This window comes from Actinosynnema sp. NPDC023794 (assembly GCF_040639675.1).
Taxonomy (GTDB): Bacteria; Actinomycetota; Actinomycetes; order Mycobacteriales; family Pseudonocardiaceae; genus Actinosynnema; species Actinosynnema luteola.
In genome coordinates, this window is the sequence record NZ_JBFAFR010000034.1 from 1 (window position 1) to 16,748 (window position 16,748).

The 16,748-nt window shown below is 72.3% G+C and carries 16 protein-coding genes and 1 riboswitch; of the genes, 9 read left to right on the top strand and 7 right to left on the bottom strand.

Going from position 1 to position 16,748, the window contains the following annotated elements; translation table 11 throughout:
* Positions 1 to 123: 123 nt before the first annotated feature.
* Positions 124 to 582, top strand: a complete 459-nt coding sequence (locus AB0H12_RS38460) for a nuclear transport factor 2 family protein (RefSeq protein WP_499629816.1) — start codon at positions 124 to 126, stop codon at positions 580 to 582.
* On the opposite strand, the gene AB0H12_RS38465 is transcribed toward AB0H12_RS38460, so the two are convergent.
* A complete protein-coding gene (locus AB0H12_RS38465) occupies positions 551 to 1,216 on the bottom strand; it encodes an LmbU family transcriptional regulator (protein ID WP_499629818.1) in 666 nt (221 codons plus the stop codon). The genes AB0H12_RS38460 and AB0H12_RS38465 overlap by 32 nt on opposite strands.
* 159 nt (positions 1,217 to 1,375) lie before the next feature.
* Between AB0H12_RS38465 and AB0H12_RS38470 the strand changes: the two genes are divergently transcribed.
* From AB0H12_RS38470 to AB0H12_RS38480, 3 genes are all read left to right on the top strand, one after another.
* On the top strand, positions 1,376 to 1,945 hold the full coding sequence (locus AB0H12_RS38470; protein WP_499629820.1) for an RNA polymerase sigma factor: 570 nt from the start codon (positions 1,376 to 1,378) through the stop codon (positions 1,943 to 1,945).
* Positions 1,938 to 2,867: a CU044_5270 family protein gene (locus tag AB0H12_RS38475; protein WP_499629822.1), complete on the top strand. Its 930-nt coding sequence runs from the start codon at positions 1,938 to 1,940 to the stop codon at positions 2,865 to 2,867. The genes AB0H12_RS38470 and AB0H12_RS38475 overlap by 8 nt, the downstream gene beginning before the upstream one ends.
* Positions 2,868 to 2,928: 61 nt before the next feature.
* Complete coding sequence (locus AB0H12_RS38480; RefSeq protein ID WP_499629824.1) at positions 2,929 to 3,201, top strand: hypothetical protein; 273 nt, start codon at positions 2,929 to 2,931, stop codon at positions 3,199 to 3,201.
* A 310-nt stretch (positions 3,202 to 3,511) separates the two neighbouring features.
* Here AB0H12_RS38480 and AB0H12_RS38485 read toward each other — a convergent pair whose 3' ends face one another.
* Positions 3,512 to 4,726: an MFS transporter gene (locus AB0H12_RS38485; protein WP_499629826.1), complete on the bottom strand. Its 1,215-nt coding sequence runs from the start codon at positions 4,724 to 4,726 to the stop codon at positions 3,512 to 3,514.
* Between the two features lie 59 nt (positions 4,727 to 4,785).
* Here AB0H12_RS38485 and AB0H12_RS38490 point away from each other — a divergent pair, with 59 nt between their 5' ends.
* The 4 genes from AB0H12_RS38490 to AB0H12_RS38505 all read left to right on the top strand — a co-directional run bounded on the left by AB0H12_RS38490 (position 4,786) and on the right by AB0H12_RS38505 (position 9,361).
* Entirely contained in the window at positions 4,786 to 5,685 is a 900-nt protein-coding gene (locus tag AB0H12_RS38490) for an ArsR/SmtB family transcription factor (protein ID WP_499629828.1), read from the top strand.
* Between the two features lie 6 nt (positions 5,686 to 5,691).
* Positions 5,692 to 6,576, top strand: coding sequence for a 3-methyladenine DNA glycosylase (locus AB0H12_RS38495; RefSeq protein WP_499629830.1), 885 nt, complete (start codon positions 5,692 to 5,694; stop codon positions 6,574 to 6,576).
* Between the two features lie 98 nt (positions 6,577 to 6,674).
* Entirely contained in the window at positions 6,675 to 8,456 is a 1,782-nt protein-coding gene (locus AB0H12_RS38500; RefSeq protein WP_499629832.1) for a substrate-binding domain-containing protein, read from the top strand.
* A 371-nt stretch (positions 8,457 to 8,827) separates the two neighbouring features.
* On the top strand, positions 8,828 to 9,361 hold the full coding sequence (locus AB0H12_RS38505) for a hypothetical protein (RefSeq protein WP_499629834.1): 534 nt from the start codon (positions 8,828 to 8,830) through the stop codon (positions 9,359 to 9,361).
* A gap of 64 nt (positions 9,362 to 9,425) precedes the next feature.
* On the opposite strand, the gene AB0H12_RS38510 is transcribed toward AB0H12_RS38505, so the two are convergent.
* Entirely contained in the window at positions 9,426 to 10,385 is a 960-nt protein-coding gene (locus AB0H12_RS38510) for a helix-turn-helix transcriptional regulator (RefSeq protein ID WP_499629836.1), read from the bottom strand.
* Positions 10,386 to 10,434: 49 nt separating this feature from the next.
* Between AB0H12_RS38510 and AB0H12_RS38515 the strand changes: the two genes are divergently transcribed.
* The gene (locus AB0H12_RS38515; RefSeq protein ID WP_499629838.1) at positions 10,435 to 10,839 is read left to right on the top strand and encodes a DUF3224 domain-containing protein; all 405 of its coding nucleotides are present in this window, start codon (positions 10,435 to 10,437) and stop codon (positions 10,837 to 10,839) included.
* Positions 10,840 to 11,013: 174 nt separating this feature from the next.
* Here AB0H12_RS38515 and gcvP read toward each other — a convergent pair whose 3' ends face one another.
* From gcvP to ftsR, 4 genes are all read right to left on the bottom strand, one after another.
* A complete protein-coding gene (gene gcvP, locus AB0H12_RS38520; RefSeq protein WP_499629840.1) occupies positions 11,014 to 13,902 on the bottom strand; it encodes an aminomethyl-transferring glycine dehydrogenase in 2,889 nt (962 codons plus the stop codon).
* Between the two features lie 155 nt (positions 13,903 to 14,057).
* Positions 14,058 to 14,148, bottom strand: a riboswitch (glycine riboswitch).
* 119 nt (positions 14,149 to 14,267) lie between these two features.
* Entirely contained in the window at positions 14,268 to 14,834 is a 567-nt protein-coding gene (locus tag AB0H12_RS38525; protein ID WP_308257181.1) for a MerR family transcriptional regulator, read from the bottom strand.
* Between the two features lie 618 nt (positions 14,835 to 15,452).
* Positions 15,453 to 15,926: a bifunctional nuclease family protein gene (locus AB0H12_RS38530; protein WP_053720858.1), complete on the bottom strand. Its 474-nt coding sequence runs from the start codon at positions 15,924 to 15,926 to the stop codon at positions 15,453 to 15,455.
* A gap of 143 nt (positions 15,927 to 16,069) precedes the next feature.
* Positions 16,070 to 16,744: a transcriptional regulator FtsR gene (ftsR, locus tag AB0H12_RS38535; protein WP_499629842.1), complete on the bottom strand. Its 675-nt coding sequence runs from the start codon at positions 16,742 to 16,744 to the stop codon at positions 16,070 to 16,072.
* Positions 16,745 to 16,748 lie beyond the last annotated feature (4 nt).

Genomic DNA, 16,748 nt, shown 5'->3' on the forward strand with positions numbered 1-16,748 from the left:
CGGCCCCGGGAGCTTGGACCACCTGGACCCGGCGTCGGCCTACTACGCGCTCGGCCACCAGATCACCCGGCTGTTCGCCCGGCCCGGCGCCCGCGCCACGTCCGCCCGCCTAGGGTCTTCGTCGTGATCACCACGAACGACCGCGACGAGATCGTCGACACCACCACCCGCATGGCGTGGTTCGCCGACCGCCGCGACTGGGACGCCCTGCTCACCGTGTTCGCCGACGAGGTGGACCTCGACTACACCAGCCTCACCGGCGGCGAGCCCGCCCTGCTCAAGGCCGCCGACGTCGTCGCCGGGTGGCGCGCCGGGCTCGGCGGCCTCGACGCGACGCAGCACCTGGTGTCCAACCACCTGGTCGACGTCGACGGCGACCGGGCCGTGGTGACCGCCCAGTTCCAGGCCGTGCACGTGCTGGCGAACCCGCACGGCGACCCGACCTGGACCCTGGGCGGCCACTACCGCTTCGGCCTCGTGCGCGCCGACGGCGGCTGGCGCATCGACGCGGTCACGATGACCACGACGTGGGCCACGGGCAACCAGCACATCATGACGCAGGCCGCACAGCGGGCAGGCTGAGGTACTCGTCCCGCTCCTGCGGCAGTTCCGCCAACGGCGGCACGCTGACCAACTCGAGGTCCTGGTCGGCGGCGCGGTCGAGGGCCGTCACGATCCACGCCTCGAAGTCGGCGTTGGCGGCCATCGCGGCCCGCCGCCACCGGTCCACCGCGTCGCTGCCCGGGTTGACCCGCGGCATCGCCACCCGCTCGGGCTTCGAGCCGGGGTCGCGGCTCTCCCGCAACGCCCGCCGCAGCGCCGTGCGCGACCAGCCTTCCCGCTGGGCGTGGTCGAGCCACTCGTCCTGCTCGGCCGGCGGCAGCGCGGCCACCTCGGCGTGGTGCTGGAACGGCAGGCCCTGACGACGCCGTGACGGCTCGAACTTGCGCGCGATCCACGCGTAGTTGCGCAGCGTCTGGTAGTCGAGCCCCACGGCCTCGACCGCCCGGCGGTATCTGTCCGTGTACTTGTCCTGCCCGAAGACCAGCCAGTCACCGAGGTACCACGCCGACGAGCTGGCGATGCGGGAGATCCGCTGGCCCGCCTGCTCCCACGACTCGAACGTGACGTCCCGCGGGAACGCCAGCCCCACCGGCGTGGTGAGGATCCGGCCTTCGACCGCGCCGCCGGGACGACGGCGCTGCACTGCGTTCACCTTGTCCACTTGACTCCCCCTGATCCGCTTATGGGTGTCCTTGTTACTCCAGGGGTCCTCACACACCGGTCAACTTCCGCTCACACCGTGAACCCGATCGGGCCGGGCGGCGGATAACGGGTGACCGCCCTTCACCGGGATCCAGCCGGAAAGGCCACCATGACACCCACCGACGCCGAGATCATCGACCGGTCGCGGCACGAGCCGGACGCCTTCGCGGCGATCTTCGACCGGCACGCGCCGCACATCCGGCGGTACCTCGAGCGCAGGCTCGGCGCGCAGGTCGCGGACGACCTCGTGGCCGAGACGTTCCTGACCGCGTTCGACAAGCGGCAGCGCTACGACCCGGCCCGACCGGACGCCCGGCCGTGGCTGTACGGCATCGCGACCAACCTCGTCGGGCAGCACCGCAGGCACGAGGCGCGCCGTTACCGGGAGCGCTCGGCGGACGTCGCCGAGCACGACCACTCGGACCGCGTCGCCGCCGAGGTGACCGCGTGGGCGGTGCGGTCGCGGCTGGCGGGCGCGCTGGACGGGCTGTCCGCCGAGGACCGCGACGTGCTGCTGCTCGTGGCGTGGGAACAGCTGGGCTACGAGGAGGTCGCGGCGGCGCTGGCGATCCCCGTCGGCACGGTGCGGTCCCGCCTGCACCGGGCCCGGCGCAAGGTCAGGGAGGCGTTGGGCGGGCGGAACCCCACCGAGGTCGAGGAGTTGCTGAACAATGGATGAGCTGAGGGTGCTTCGCGAGATGGGCGACGAGACGCCGTTGCCGGACGAGGCGGCGTTGGCGCCCGCGCGGGCGGCGTTGCTGGCCGGCATCGCCGAACGGGGGCCGGTGCGGCTGCGCAAGCGCCGGTCGAGGTACGCGCTGGTCGGCGCGTCGGCGATCGGCCTGGCGGCGGCCGTGGCGGCGACGATCACGCTGCTGCCCGCCGGGCAGCCCGCGCCGGGTGGTCAGGCGTTGACCACGTCCGCGTCCCCGGTGGTCGAGCCGGTGACCGACCCCGTGCGGCTGCTGGCGTTCGCCGCCAGGGCGGCCCGCGCGGATCCGTCCGCGCCGCCCCGCCCGGACCAGTTCGTGTACACGCGCAGCGAGGCGGGCGAAGGGCCGGCCCGGGAGATCTGGCTGTCGGTCGACGGCGTGCACGACGGGCTGCTGAAGCACCCCGACGGCACGACGTCGAGGTTCCCGGGGTGCGTGGACGGGCAGCGGGAGGTGTTCAAGGATCCCGCGGTGGTGCTCGGCTGGGAGCCGTGCGAGCCGCGGCCGGCGTACCGGTCCGACCTGCCGACCGACGTGGACGGCATGCTGGCCCACCTCGACGCGAACGCCGGCGGTGAGCCGGGCAGCGTCAACTCGCGCGGCAAGGACGTGCTGAGCCTGGTCAACGAGTCGCTGCTGCCGCCGCTGAGCAGGGCGGCGCTGTACGAGGCGGCGGCGCGCGTGCCGGGGCTGGCGGTGGTGCCGGACGCGCGTGACGCGGCGGGCAGGCCGGGGGTCGGCATCACGTGGCCCGTGCCGCCGGGCTCGTCGCCGGAGGCCGAGCCGGTGGTGATCGTGTTCGACGCGGAGACCTACGAACTGCTCGGCACGAACTTCCACGCCATCACGGAGCAGGCCGTGGTGGACCAGGCGGGGCAGCGGCCGTGACCTCGCGGGTGGGACCGGTCCGCCGGGGCGCGCCCGGTCCCACCCGACTACGGTTGGTCACGTGGATCCGCGTGAGGATGACGACGACGAGGACGACTTCGACCCCGTTGAGGACGAAGACGGGTTCGACGACGATGACGTCGAGGACGAGGACGACCTGTTCGGCGTGACCTCGGAACCCCGCACCATCTGCCACCTGTGCGGCGGGGCGGGGTTCATCGCCAACCCGACGTCCGCGGTGATCGGGGGCACCCCGCGCACCGTCGACAACGGCCGCGAGTGCCCGCACTGCGTCGGCGCGCGCAAGTTCCCCGGCCTGATCCCCCCGCTGTGACCCGCCCGGCCCGGAATTGTCGGACCTCGCCGGCAGAATGAAAACAGGGGTCCCCTGGGCGAGGACCCCTGCGAAGCACGACCGGCGGGCGTCGACTGCGGTTGTCGGCCGGGATCGACCCGGTCGGGCCGGTCGTGACTGCCGACGTCGCGTGCCCGGCGCGCCACGCCCGTCACCTGCGCGAACCACCGGCTGGACGGCACAGCGGCCTGTGCCGCGCCCCTGCTCCTGGCGAGCCCCCGCGAAGCACGGCCGTCGGGCGTCCCGGCACCCGGCTCCGGCGAGCGCCACGAGATCGCCCGCCGGGGCGTCACCGTTCGGCGGCGACCACTTCCGCCTCCCGGAACGCCTGCGGCGAGAGGCCGCGCCACGCGGTGATCAGGGCGCCGACCTGGAGCAGCGTGGCCATCGCCCACACCGCGCGCAGCCCGAACCCCGCGGCGACGAAACCGCCCGCCAGCGCGCCCAGCGGCATCAGGCCCCACGCCAGGGCGCGGTGGCTGGTGAGGACCCGCCCGAGCAGCGCGGGCGGCGTGAAGCGCTGCCGGCTGGACTGCGAGCAGACGTTCCACACCATCACGATCGCCGTCTGGACGAACATCACCGCCGCGATCGCCCACGCCCACGGCGGCAGCACGACGAACAGCACCATGGTCCCCGCCATCCCGACCTGGGCCAGCCGCATCGACCACGCGTACCCGAGCCGGTCCACCACCCGGGCGACCACGAACGACGACGCCACCCACCCGGCGGCCATCGCCGCCTGCATCACGCCGTAGCCGACCGCGCCGAGCCCCAGCAGCTCCTTGGCGTACAGCACGAACATCGCCATCGTGGCGCTCGCCGCGAACGACCCGAGCGCCACCGCCACCGTGATCGACAGCAGCAGCCGCGTGCGGACCAGGAACCTCAGCCCCTCACCGATGTCGCGCAACGGGTGCTTCTTCGCCGACACCGCCACCGCCGCCCGAGCCGAACGCAGCCCCCGGACCAGCAGCAACGCCACCAGGGCGGCCACGAAGGCCACCCACGCGGGCGTGCCGAGGCCGAACGCCACCAGGAAACCCGCCGCCGGCGGCACGACGAACTGCACCACGCCCCGGTCGATCACGATCAGCCGCGTGTTCGCCGCCGGCAACCGGCCCGGCTCCACCACCTCCGGCACCAACGCGCCCGTCGTGCCGTCACCGAGCACCTGCGCCGACGTCACCACGAACGCCACGACCACCAGCAGCGGCAGGCTCAACGCGCCCGTCACGCCCGCCACCGCGAGCGACAGGGCCGCGCACCCCTGCACCGCGTACGCCCACGTCAGCATGGTGCTGCGCCGGACCCGGTCGATCAGCACGCCGGCGACCAGCGAGAACAACAGCCACGGCGACTGGCCGACCACGTTGACCAGCGACAGCTGCCGCGGGTCGGACGTGATCGTCGCCGCGATCCACGGCAACACCGACAACATCAGGCCCTCGGCCACCGAACCGGACACCACGACGGCCTGCAGCCGCACCCACCCCCTGGACATGGTCCACACCCTGCCAACAGCGGCCGGCGACACCCGACGTTTTAGCGTGTAGTGAACCCATGGCCCTCCGCTTCGCCGTCTCACCCCTCTGGGAGACGATCGCCGCCCTGCGCGTGCTGGCCGCGCCGAGCCTCTCCCCGGTGCACCAGCGCTGGATCGCGTGGGCCGAGGAACACCTGCTCGACCTGGGCGAGGACGGGTCCCCGCTGCACGTCCTGGTGACCAGACCGGTGGTGCCGGAGTTCCTCATCCCGACCCCGGGCGTGCGGTCCGAGCGCGTCGAGGTCGAGATCGACGCGATCGCCAAGGCCACCCCCGAGCGGATCGCCGCGGCCGTGGACGACCCGCGGATCCTCGCCGACCCGCCCAAGGCCATCGCCGCCATGCAGGAACGGCTGCACGCCGTGCACGGCGCGATCATCGCGCCGATCTGGCCACGGCTGGAGGGCGTGCTCCAAGGCGACGTGGAGCGGCGCGGACGGCGGCTGGTCGAGGCGGGCGGACCGACCGTGCTCGCCGAGCTGCACGCCGACGTGTCGTACCGCAACCCGCACCTCACCGTGGCCGACCACACCGTCGACGTCGGCGAGCGCGACCTGGTCCTCGTGCCCTCGGCGTTCACCTGGCCACACGCCTACCTCCGGGACAGCCCGGTCCGCCTCGCCCTGTGCTACCCCGCGCACGGCTTCGGCTCGCTCTGGGAGCGGTCGGACGCGCCCACGAACGACGCGCTGGCCCGCCTGGTCGGCCACACCCGCGCCCGGCTGCTGTGCGAGCTGGAACGCCCCAGCACCGTCACCGAACTGGCGACCAGGCTGGGCGTCACGGTGGGCGCGGTGTCGCAGCACCTGGGCGTGCTGCGGGCGGCGGGTCTCGCGGTCAGCCGCCGCGAGGGGCGTGAGGTGGTGTCGTTGCGCACCGGGCTCGGGCTGGCCCTGGTCCGGGGCGAAGTACCCTGATGTCTCGTGGGGGTCGTTCTGTCGCAACCGGAGTGGACCGCGCGCCGTGACGCGCACGCGGCCCGGGTGCGGCGCTGGACCGGGCCGCACCACGAGCGCAAGGCCGCCGGCCGGAAGCACCCGGTGCTGGACTTCCTGTTCTCGTACTACTCGCACCGCCCGTCCCGGCTGGAGCGCTGGCACCCCGGTCCCGGCGTGGTCCTCGAAGGCGACGCCGCGCTCGCCTACCTGAAGTGGCCCGTCTACCGGCGCACCGCCGACGGCGTGACGCTGGACGTGGCGGCGTTCGCGCGGGAACGGGCCAACACGATCGAGTTCGCCGGCCGGCTGCTGGCCGCGACCGCCGGCCGCGCGCCCCGGCTCGGCTGCTTCGGGCTGCACGAGTGGGCGATGGTCTACCGGCAGCGGCCGGAGCAGGTGCGGCACGACGCGTGGCCGTTGCGGCTGGGCAGCGAGGGCACCGACCGGGTGGTCGAGTCGCACCGGGTGCAGTGCGGGCACTTCGACGCGTTCCGCTTCTTCACCCCGGACGCACGGCCGCGCAACGCGGTGCAGCCGACCCGCGAGACCCAGGTCGAGCTGGAGCAGCCCGGCTGCCTGCACGCGAACATGGACCTGTTCAAGTGGGCCTACAAGCTGGACCCGGCGACACCGTCGGAGCTGGTCGCGGACTGCTTCGAGCTGGCCGTGCGGATCCGTGAGCTGGACATGCGGGCCAGCCCGTACGACCTGACCGACCTCGGCTACGAGCCGGTGACGATCGAGACCGCCGAGGGCCGGGCCGAGTACGTTCGGCGGCAGAGCGCGTTCGCCGAGGCCGCCGCGCCGCTGAGGGCCAGGCTGATCGAGCTGAGCCGGGTGCTCGCCGCGGCGCCCGTCGCCGCTCGATGACCTGGAGTGACTTCACCCGATCCACCGATGTCACCTGTTAGCGTGACGCCGGTCGGGATTCGCCAGCCGTATCCGGTCGGACGCTGAGAGGGAAGACGATGTCTCGACACCGCGCGCTGCGGACGAAGGTGCGGCGCGGCATCGCGACGTGGCCCGTGGCCATCGTCGGCCTGGTGGCCCTCATCGTGCTCGGGTGGCTCGGCTGGAACTGGGTCGGCGGGCTGGTGGATCGCCGTGCCGCGGCCCAGGCGGGCGACTGCCACGAGGGCCAGGCGCTGCTCCGGGTCTCCTCGACGCCCAGCGTGGCCGAGGCGGTCAAGCAGGTCGCCGAGGCGTGGAGCAGGCAGCGGCCCGTCGTCTACGACCACTGCATCGAGATCGAGGTGCAGTCGATCGACTCCGAGGTCGTGCTCCACGGCCTCACCCAGGGCTGGGACACCGCCAAGATCGGCGAACGGCCGCACGCGTGGGTCACCGACTCGATGCTGTGGGCCAACCGCCTCGCCGCGCAGAACGCCGCCCTGCTCGGCGCGGTGCCCGAGTCGATCGCGGCCAGCCCCGTGCTGCTCGCCCTGCCCCAGGACGCGGCGCAGGCGGTGCAGTCCGGCTCCGGGTTCCGCTGGACCGACCTGCCCGACCTCGCGGGCGCGGCGGACGGCTGGGGCCGGTTCGGCCACCCCGAGTGGGGCCGGTTCACCGTCGCCATGCCCGATCCGACCGCGAGCACGGCCACCGCGATGGCCGTGCAGGCGGCGCTGGCCGGGGCGAGCCCCGAGGGCAAGGGCCCCGTCACCACCGAGATGCTGGCGCTGGAACCGGTGAAGAGCACGATGAGCCGGCTGTCGTCGTCCAAGCCGGAGCACACGCCCGCGAGCACGTGGGAGGCGTTGAAGGCGCTGTCCGACGGCGACGCGGTGAACGCGGCCGGGTACAGCGCGGTGCCGGTGTTCGAAGTGGACCTGTACCGGCACAACACCGGCAAGGACAGCGGCACGCCGCCGTCGCAGCCCCTGTACGGGGTGGCGGCGGGCGGGCCGACGCCGATCGCGGACTTCCCGTTCGTGCCGCTGGCCGGCGACTGGGTCGGCGAGGCCCAGGTGCGCGCGGCGCAGGCGTTCCGGGAGTTCCTGCGCGGGCCCGACCAGCAGAAGATCCTGGCCGGCGCGGGCCTGCGGGTCGAGGCGACCACCGAGCGGCCCAAGCCGTCGCCGGGCATCCGCTGGGCCGCCGTCACCGACACGCTCACGTCCGCCGACGCCAACACGACCCAGCAGATCTCGGCCGCGTGGGCGACCGCGGACAACGGCCAGGTCGTCACGGTGCTGGTGGACACCTCGAAGTCGATGGAGGAGCCCGGCGGCGAGGGCCGCAGCCGGATGGACTGGGTGAAGCAGGCGCTGTCCGGGCAGGTCAACCGGTCGGTGTCCGGGTCGCTCGGGTTGTGGGAGTTCTCCCGGCAGCTCGACGGCGACAAGCCGTACCGGCAGCTCGTCGCCACCGGCCCGGTCGCCACCCAGCGGCAGGCGCTGCTGGACGGCGTCGCCGAGCTGGCGCCCCGCAGCGCCACCCAGCTCTACACCAGCGTGCTCGCGCTCTACGAGCGGGTGCTGGCCGACTACCAGGACGGCAAGCGCAACCGGATCGTGGTGCTCACCGACGGCGTGAACGACGGCGGGCTGACGTTCGAGGAGCTGACGTCGCGGCTCGCGTCGCTCAAGCAGCCGGGCAAGGACATCGCGATCAGCGTCATCGCGCTCGGTCCCGACCCGGAACGCGCGCCGCTGTCGGAGCTGGCCCGGTCCACCGGCGGCACGCTGTCGGTGGTCGAGGACGGCCGTGGCGTGGACGCCGCGCTCGGTCAGCTCCTCTCGGCCGATTAGTCGCGGTCGACGCGGCCGGAACGGCTGCGCACGGCGACCGGGCCGCCCTGCTCGGCACTCGAACGGCCGCAGCCGTCGCGCCGGTGACGCTTCTTCCGCGAACGGCGACTGCGGCGCGTGGCGACATCGCGTCGAATTGCGCCGATCGACGGACCGGAGCCCGCCATTCGACCTGTTAAATTCACACCAGAATCATTTCCGATCTTTCCCCGAATCGCGTCGACCCTGGCCGGCGGCCTTGATCTGATCGTTTCCTCGCTGATCAATCACACTCCGAGCCGGTTGATCGGCGACCGGTGGTCTCGTAACTTCGAGTGCTTCGACGTCCCTGCACAACGTCGAGATCCCTGCACACGAAAGGACGAACAAGGATGAGGAAACTCTTCTTGGCGCCTGCCCTGCTGGCGCTGGTGCTCGCCGTTCTCGTGGCGCCGAGCTCGCAAAGCGCTTTCACCGTGGAAGGGCACGGCACCAGTGCCGTGGAATTGGCGGCGGCACCCGCTGACGTGCTGTCCGAAGGTCCGTCGGCGGCGGCGTGGCCCGTGCCGAACGCCCGGACGTACCGCATCCTCAGCTCCTGCTCGCCGTACGCGTCGGCGATCCGCACCGGCGCGCGGGCGTGGAGCGGGCTGACCGAGAGCTCCAGCGGCACCCCGGTCGAGTGCCGCAACGGCTACATCACCGACTGCGGCGGCGGCAGCCGGGTGGTCGGCTGCAACTGGGGCGCGGGCCAGCGGATCGCGCTCTACATGGGCGGCGTGAACGACGACGCCCTGCTGGCCGCCCACGAGTTCGGCCACAACTGGTACGGCCACTCGTCGTACCAGTGCGCCGGTTGGGGCAGCGCCGCGCAGGTGATGGCGCCGGCCATCTGCAACTACAGCAGCGCCACGACGATCGACTGACGGCGGGGGAGGCGCGTTCCTGCCGGGGCGCGCCTCCTACCCGGCCAACGCCGGTCAGCGCTGGTCAGCGCTGGTAGACGGCCGCCATCGCGGCGATCCGGGCGATGACGCGGTCGCGCAGCTCCGGCGGCTCCAGCACGTCCACCTCGGGTCCGAGGCGCAGCAGGTCCACCAGCGCGTGCTCCAGCGACTCGACCGGCACCCGAACGGTCGTCCACTCCCCTTGCGGTTCCACGTCCTTCAACTCCCGGGCGGCGGCGAGGCCGAGCAGGACCTGGGCGCTCTTGAGGCCGTTCGGCGTCATCCGGACCGTGACCCGCATCGGGTACATGCGCTCCTCGAACCGCTGCGACCAGCCGGCCCAGTACTCGACCAGGTCGAAGCCCTCCGGGCGGTCGAACGACTCGTCCAGCGCGGTCAGCTCCAGCACCCGCGAGACCCGGTACGTGCGCAGGCCGTCCGTTCGGGCGACGAGGTACCAGGTGCCCGCCTTGAGCACGAGGCCGAGCGGCTCCACCGTCCGCTGCACCTCGACCTGCGCCCACCGCACGTACCGGATCCGCAGCCGACGCTGCTGCCACACCGCCTCCGCGATCTCGGCCACGTGCGGCGTGCCCTCGTTGCCGCGGAACCAGCCCGGCGCGTCCAGGTGGAACCTCTCCCGGATCCGCGCCGCCCGCGACCGCAGCTCCGGCGGCAGCGCGGCGAGCACCTTGAGCTGCGCCGCCGCCACCACCGCGCCCAACCCGAGTTCCGCCGCCGGGCCCGGCATGCCGGCCAGGAACAGCGAGTCGGCCTCCTCGGTGGTCAGCCCGGTGAGCCGGGTGCGGTACCCGTCGACCAGCTGGTAGCCACCCGCCGGTCCGCGGTCGGCGTACACGGGCACGCCGGACGCGCCGAGCGCCTCCACGTCGCGGTACACGGTGCGGACCGAGACCTCCAGCTCGTCCGCCAACTCCCGCGCCGTCATCCGGCCGCGCGACTGGAGCAGGAGGAGGAGGGACAGCAACCGGCCGGCGCGCATTCCCCCATCCTGACAGGAACTGTCAGGTATGACCGGCAGGCTCCACCACATGACCACACACGCCACCGCACGTGCGGAGATGAAGAGCTGGGACGAGCACACCTGGGACGGCAAGCGCTACGACGAAGTCACCGGCCCGAAGCAGACGGTCGGCGGCATGACGGCCACGTACACCGGTGACCTGGAAGCCGTGGGCGACCTGCGTTTCGTCATGTCGTACCCGGACGACGACTCCTGCGCCTCCACGGGCTACGAGGTCGTCACCGGCACCCTGAACGGCCGCACGGGCAGTTTCGTCCTCCACCACGTCGGCGGCTTCCACGACGGCGTCGCTGACGCCACCATCACCATCGCCTCCGCCACGGGCGACCTGGCGGGCCTCACCGGCACGGGCCGGATCACGTGGGCCGCAGGCGAGCCGGGCCGGTTCGAACTGGACTACGACATGGCCTGATCCCCGATGCTCGGCGACCCGATCGGGTGACAGCGCGTAATCACTTGCCTTGTCCGCGCGACCTGCTCAGTGGGAGGGCTTCGTCGTGGGCAGCCCGGTGCGCGTGCCGGCTGAGCCACGACGGCGGCGCACGGGAACCCGGTCCCCCCGGGTTCCCGTGCGGCGCCGCGGTGGTCAGCCGCCGTAAGCGGAGACCGGCGGGCAGGAGCAGACCAGGTTGCGGTCGCCCTTGGCGCCGTCGATGCGACGCACCGGGGGCCAGGTCTTCGGGGCCGACGCGCCCGCCGGGAACACCGCCACCTCGCGGCTGTACGGGTGGTTCCACTCGGTGGCGATGGAGGCCGCCGTGTGCGGCGCGTTGCGCAGCGGGTTGTCGTCGGCCGGCCACTCGCCCGAGCCGACGCGGTCGATCTCGTGCCGGATCGCGATCATCGCGTCGATGAACCGGTCGATCTCGCCCAGGTCCTCGCTCTCCGTCGGCTCCACCATGAGCGTGCCCGCCACCGGGAACGACATGGTCGGCGCGTGCAGCCCGTAGTCCGCCAGCCGCTTCGCCACGTCGTCCACCGTCACGCCGGTCGCCTTGGTGATCGGCCGCAGGTCGAGGATGCACTCGTGGGCCACGAAACCGCCCTCGCCGGTGTAGAGCACCGGGAAGTGCTCGTCCAGGCGGCGGGCCACGTAGTTCGCCGCCGCCACGGCGGTGAGGGTGGCGCGGCGGAGGCCGTCGGCGCCCATCATCCGCACGTACGCCCACGAGATCGGCAGGATCGACGCCGAACCCCACGGCGCGGCGCTGATCGGGCCGACACCGGTCGCCGGGCCGGCCGACGGCTGCAACGGGTGGTTCGGCAGGAACGGCGCCAGGTGCGACCGCACGCCGATCGGCCCGACACCCGGGCCGCCGCCGCCGTGCGGGATGCAGAACGTCTTGTGCAGGTTCAGGTGCGACACGTCCGACCCGAACTTGCCGTACTGCGCCAACCCGATCAGCGCGTTGAGGTTCGCGCCGTCCACGTACACCTGGCCACCGGCGTCGTGCACCAGCCCGCACACCTCGCGCACGGTGTCCTCGTACACGCCGTGCGTCGACGGGTACGTGATCATGATCGCGGCCAGGTCGTCGCGGTGCGCGTCGATCGTCGAACGCAGGTGCTCGATGTCCACGTTGCCGTGGTCGTCGCACTTGACGACCACGACCCGCATCCCGGCCATCACGGCGGACGCGGCGTTGGTGCCGTGCGCGCTGGACGGGATCAGGCACACGTCGCGGTGGTCGTCGCCGTTGGCGCGGTGGTAGGCGCGGATCGCCAGCAGGCCCGCGAACTCGCCCTGGCTGCCCGCGTTCGGCTGCAACGACACCGCGTCGTACCCGGTGACCTCTGCCAGCCACCGCTCCAGGTCACCGACGATGCTCAGCAGCCCTTCCGCGTCCGACGCGGGCGCGAACGGGTGCAGGTCGGCGAACTCCGGCCAGGTGATCGGCTCCATCTCGGCCGTGGCGTTGAGCTTCATGGTGCACGAGCCCAGTGGGATCATGCTGCGGTCCAGCGCCACGTCCTTGTCCGACAACGCGCGCAGGTAGCGCAGCAGCGCGGTCTCGGAGCGGTGCGAGTGGAACACCGGGTGGGTCAGGTAGTCGCTGGTGCGGCGCAGGTCGGCGGGGATGCCGTCGGCGGTGTCGGCGTCCAGGCCGTCCACGTCGGAGACGGTGACGCCGAACGCCGTCCACACCGCGACGAGGTGATCGCGCGTGGTGGTCTCGTCGCACGCGATGGACACCACGTCGTCGTCGACCTGCCACAGGTTCACGCCGAGGTCGCGCGCGGCGGAGACGACGGCGGCGGCGCGGCCCTCCACCCGGGCCCGCACGGTGTCGAAGAACTCGCCGTGCACGATCTCGACGCCGCCCTCCAGCAGACCGGCGGCCAGCACGGTCGCCATCCGGTGGGCGCGGGTCGCGATCGCCTTCAGCCCCTCCGGGCCGTGGTACACCGCGTACATCGACGCGATCACCGCGAGCAGGACCTGCGCGGTGCAGATGTTGCTGGTCGCCTTCTCCCGGCGGATGTGCTGCTCGCGCGTCTGCAGGGCGAGGCGGTAGGCGAGCGAGCCGTCCGCGTCCACGGACACGCCGACGAGCCGTCCGGGCAGCTGCCGCTCCAGGCCCTGGCGCACGGCCATGTAGCCCGCGTGCGGCCCACCGAACCCGATCGGCACGCCGAAGCGCTGCGTGGTGCCGACGACGACGTCCGCGCCGATCTCGCCGGGCGGGCGCAGCAGCGTCAACGCCAGCAGGTCCGCGGCGACCACGGCCTGCGCGCCCGCCTTGTGGATCTCCTCGACGACCGCCGCGTGGTCGCGCACCACGCCGGACGCGCCGGGGTAGGACAGCAGCACGCCGAAGAAGTCGCCGCCGAGGCCGAGCCCTTCGATGCCCTGCGACAGGTCGGCGGTCACGACCTCGATGCCCAGCGGCTCGGCGCGCGTCTCGATGACGGCCAGCGTCTGCGGCAGCGTGTCGGCGTCCACGACGAACTTGTCCGACTTCGACCGCCCCGCGCGGCGGACCAGCGTCATCGCCTCGGCGGCGGCGGTGGACTCGTCCAGCATCGAGGCGTTGGCCAGCGGCAGGCCGGTCAGGTCGGCGACCATCGTCTGGAAGTTCAGCAGGGCTTCGAGGCGGCCCTGGGAGATCTCCGGCTGGTAGGGCGTGTAGGCGGTGTACCAGGCGGGGCTCTCCAGCACGTTGCGGCGGATCACCGGCGGCGTGGTCGTGCCGTAGTAGCCGAGCCCGATCATCTGCGTCATCGGGCGGTTGCGGGAGGCGAGGGCGCGCAGCTCGGCCAGCGCCTCGGTCTCGGTGGCGGGCGCGGGCAGGTCCAGCACCAGGTCGCGCTCGCGGATCGACTCGGGGACGGCGTGCTGCGCCAGTTCCTCCAGCGAGCCGACGCCGATCACGTCGAGGATGCGGGCCAGCTCGGCGGGCCGCGGGCCCACGTGCCGGTCGGCGAACGGGGTGCCGTGCTCGAGTGCGGCGAGGGGGATGCGGTCCTGCGTCATCGGTGCTGGCCTCCAGGGCTCCGGACAGACTTCTGCCGTTGCCCTCCCCCTCTGTCTTCTGCCCGGCGGCGGGCGCCTGAGAGCTTCACCCGGCTGGCGGGTTTGCACCGTCGGCGGGGTCGGTCGGTGGTGGCCGACCCGCTTTCCAGAGGCGTCTCACCCGCACGGTCCTTGCGCCTGAGAGGTTCCGGGGAGGATTTGCTCCTTCGGCGCCGAGGCTGGCTCGGACTCTCCCGCACGGGATAAAGCGACTACGCGCGAAATCGTACCCGGCAGGTGGGTGAGCGGTACCGCCGGCGCGACGTGGATCTCAGTGCGCGCGCCGGTCGTGCCGCCCGGTCATCCCACCGCGTTGCGCCGGTCGGTCAGCCGATGGCCCTGGTCCGCCGGCGACGGGACAGCTCGTCGTCGGCCGGCTCCACGATCTCGGCGCCGTCCGCGCGTTCGGCGGGGAAGTCGTGGATCGTGCCGCTGATCTCCCGCATCGCGCCGGAGACCGCGATGCCGAACACCCCTTGGCCGCCCTGGAGCAGGTCGACCACCTCCTCGGGCGACGTGCACTCGTAGACGGTGGTGCCGTCGCTGAACAACGTGATCCGGGCCAGGTCCTGCACGCCGCGGCGACGCAGGTGGTCGACCGCGACCCGGATGTTCTGCAACGAGACACCGGTGTCCAGCAGCCGCTTGACGACCTTGAGGACCAGGATGTCCTTGAACGAGTAGAGCCGTTGACTGCCGGAGCCGTGGGCACTCCTTATCGTCGGGTTGACCAACCCCGTGCGCGCCCAGTAGTCCAGCTGGCGGTAGGTGATGCCCGCGATCTGGCACGCGGCGGGGCCGCGGTACCCGACCAGTTCGTCCGGCAGCGAGGAGTCCGGGAACAGCTCACCCTGTTCGCCGGATCCGGCCCGGATGGGCGCTTCCTCGACCACGCCTGCCTCCCCTCGGTCCGGTCACGACGACCGGCGACCAACGTGAAGCCGCCGCGGAGTGTTCGGCAGCAACCGAATCACACCGTGGCAATTCACCTGAGTTCGACGGTAAGACCGGGTAGGGGGCAGGTCAACGCGACGCGCTGGGCGTGTCTTGCCTCAACGTGAGGTTGAGGTTGAGAGAGTCGCCGGTCGTAAGCCATTCGAGTGACGTTTAGTGATCGTTTAGCGGGGCGAGGTTGACGTTGTGTAACCCGGAGGCGTGACACCTGGAGGTGGCACGCGGGGTTGATCCACAACGCACCGCACACGCCCGCGGAGGGCCGTTGACGGCGTGGGGCCGTCGTCCCGGCTCTTCGCGCGGCGTTGTGGAGAGCGGCGTGCCCAAGAGGTGAAGAGCGTCCTCGCCGGCGGCCAGATCAGCAGGATGACGGCCGGGGTGGGTGGTTCCGTGCCGGCTCCGTTGTCGTTCGGGTTTCGTGTCATCCCGCCGACCTGGCTCCGGGTGTCGTAGCCCGGAGGGAGGTCGGCGGGATGACACGAAGCCCTCCGCCGGGGAAGGCACGGCATGCCAGTGGGCGGGAGGGCGTGGTGACGAGAGCGGTGGGGGCGACCGGGCTACGTGTCCGCGCCGCGGAAGTCTTCAGGCGAGACGGAGTCGAGGAACTCCCGGAACTTCTCGACCTCGTCCTCCTGCTCGTCCGGGATGATGAGGCCCGCCTCTGCCAGCACCGACTCCTCCGCGTGGATCGGCACGCCGATCCTCAGCGCCAGGGCGACCGAGTCGCTCGGCCGCGCGGACACGCGGATGTCGCCGTCGAAGACGAGTTCCGCGAAGTACGTGCCTTCCTGCAAGTCCGTGATCCGCACCTGCTCCAGCTGCCGGCCGAGGGCTCCGATGACGTCCTTGAGCAGGTCGTGCGTCAACGGCCGGGCAGGACGGACACCTTGCTGCTCCAACGCGATCGCCGTGGCCTCGACCGATCCGATCCAGATCGGCAGGTACCGTTCGCCCTCGGTTTCGCGCAGCAGCAGGATCGGCTGGTTGGCGGGCAGTTCCACCCGCACGCCGACGACGCGCATCTCGCTCATCGGGTCTCGCCTCCCTCAGCGCGCTGAAATTCTGGCGTCCCCGCTACCAACGAGGATCCCCCACGTACTCTTTCGACGCTACCCGCCAAGCGGGCCCTGTGCGCAACCGCCCGCCCGCTTCGGATCACGATGCGGACACGCGTTCACCTCGGCGAAACAGGGCGTCCGACGACCTCGCGCAAACCGACCTTCACCAAGAGTGTGTGCAGCGTTACGGAGAGCGCCGCCAACTCCCGCACCACGTCGTCACGTTCTCGTGACCGGTGCGCCGCGCCGACGACCTGCTCCACCAACCCGATCTCGCGGTCGGCCGCGAGGCGGAACGGGCGCAGGTGGCGCGCGTCCAGGCCGTGCTCGGCCATCGCACGCACGGTCGAGGCGATCTGCACCGCCTCGTGGTCGTAGAACCCGCCCGCACCAGGCCTGATCAGGCCGTGCTGCTCCAGGTCCGCCAGCACGCGCGGCTCGATGCCCGCCCGCGCCAGCAGGTCCTCGCGGGTGACCCGGTGCCCGGCGGCCGGGGAGAGGTCGACCGCGCGCATCGCCTTCGACGCGCCCTGGTCGGCCGCGTCCAACTGCTCCTTGATGACTTTCAGCGGCAGGTACCTGTCCCGTTGGGCGGACAGGATGTACCGCAGGCGGTCCACGTCGGCGGACGTGAACTGCCGGTACCCCGAGGCCGTGCGCGCCGGGCGGACCAAGCCCTCCGACTCCAGGAATCGGATCTTGGAGATGGTGACGTCGGGGAAGTCGGGCCGCAACTGCGCCAGCACCGCCCCGATGCTCAACCCCCCGCGTGGCCGCCCGGCCGCCGTCACCGGA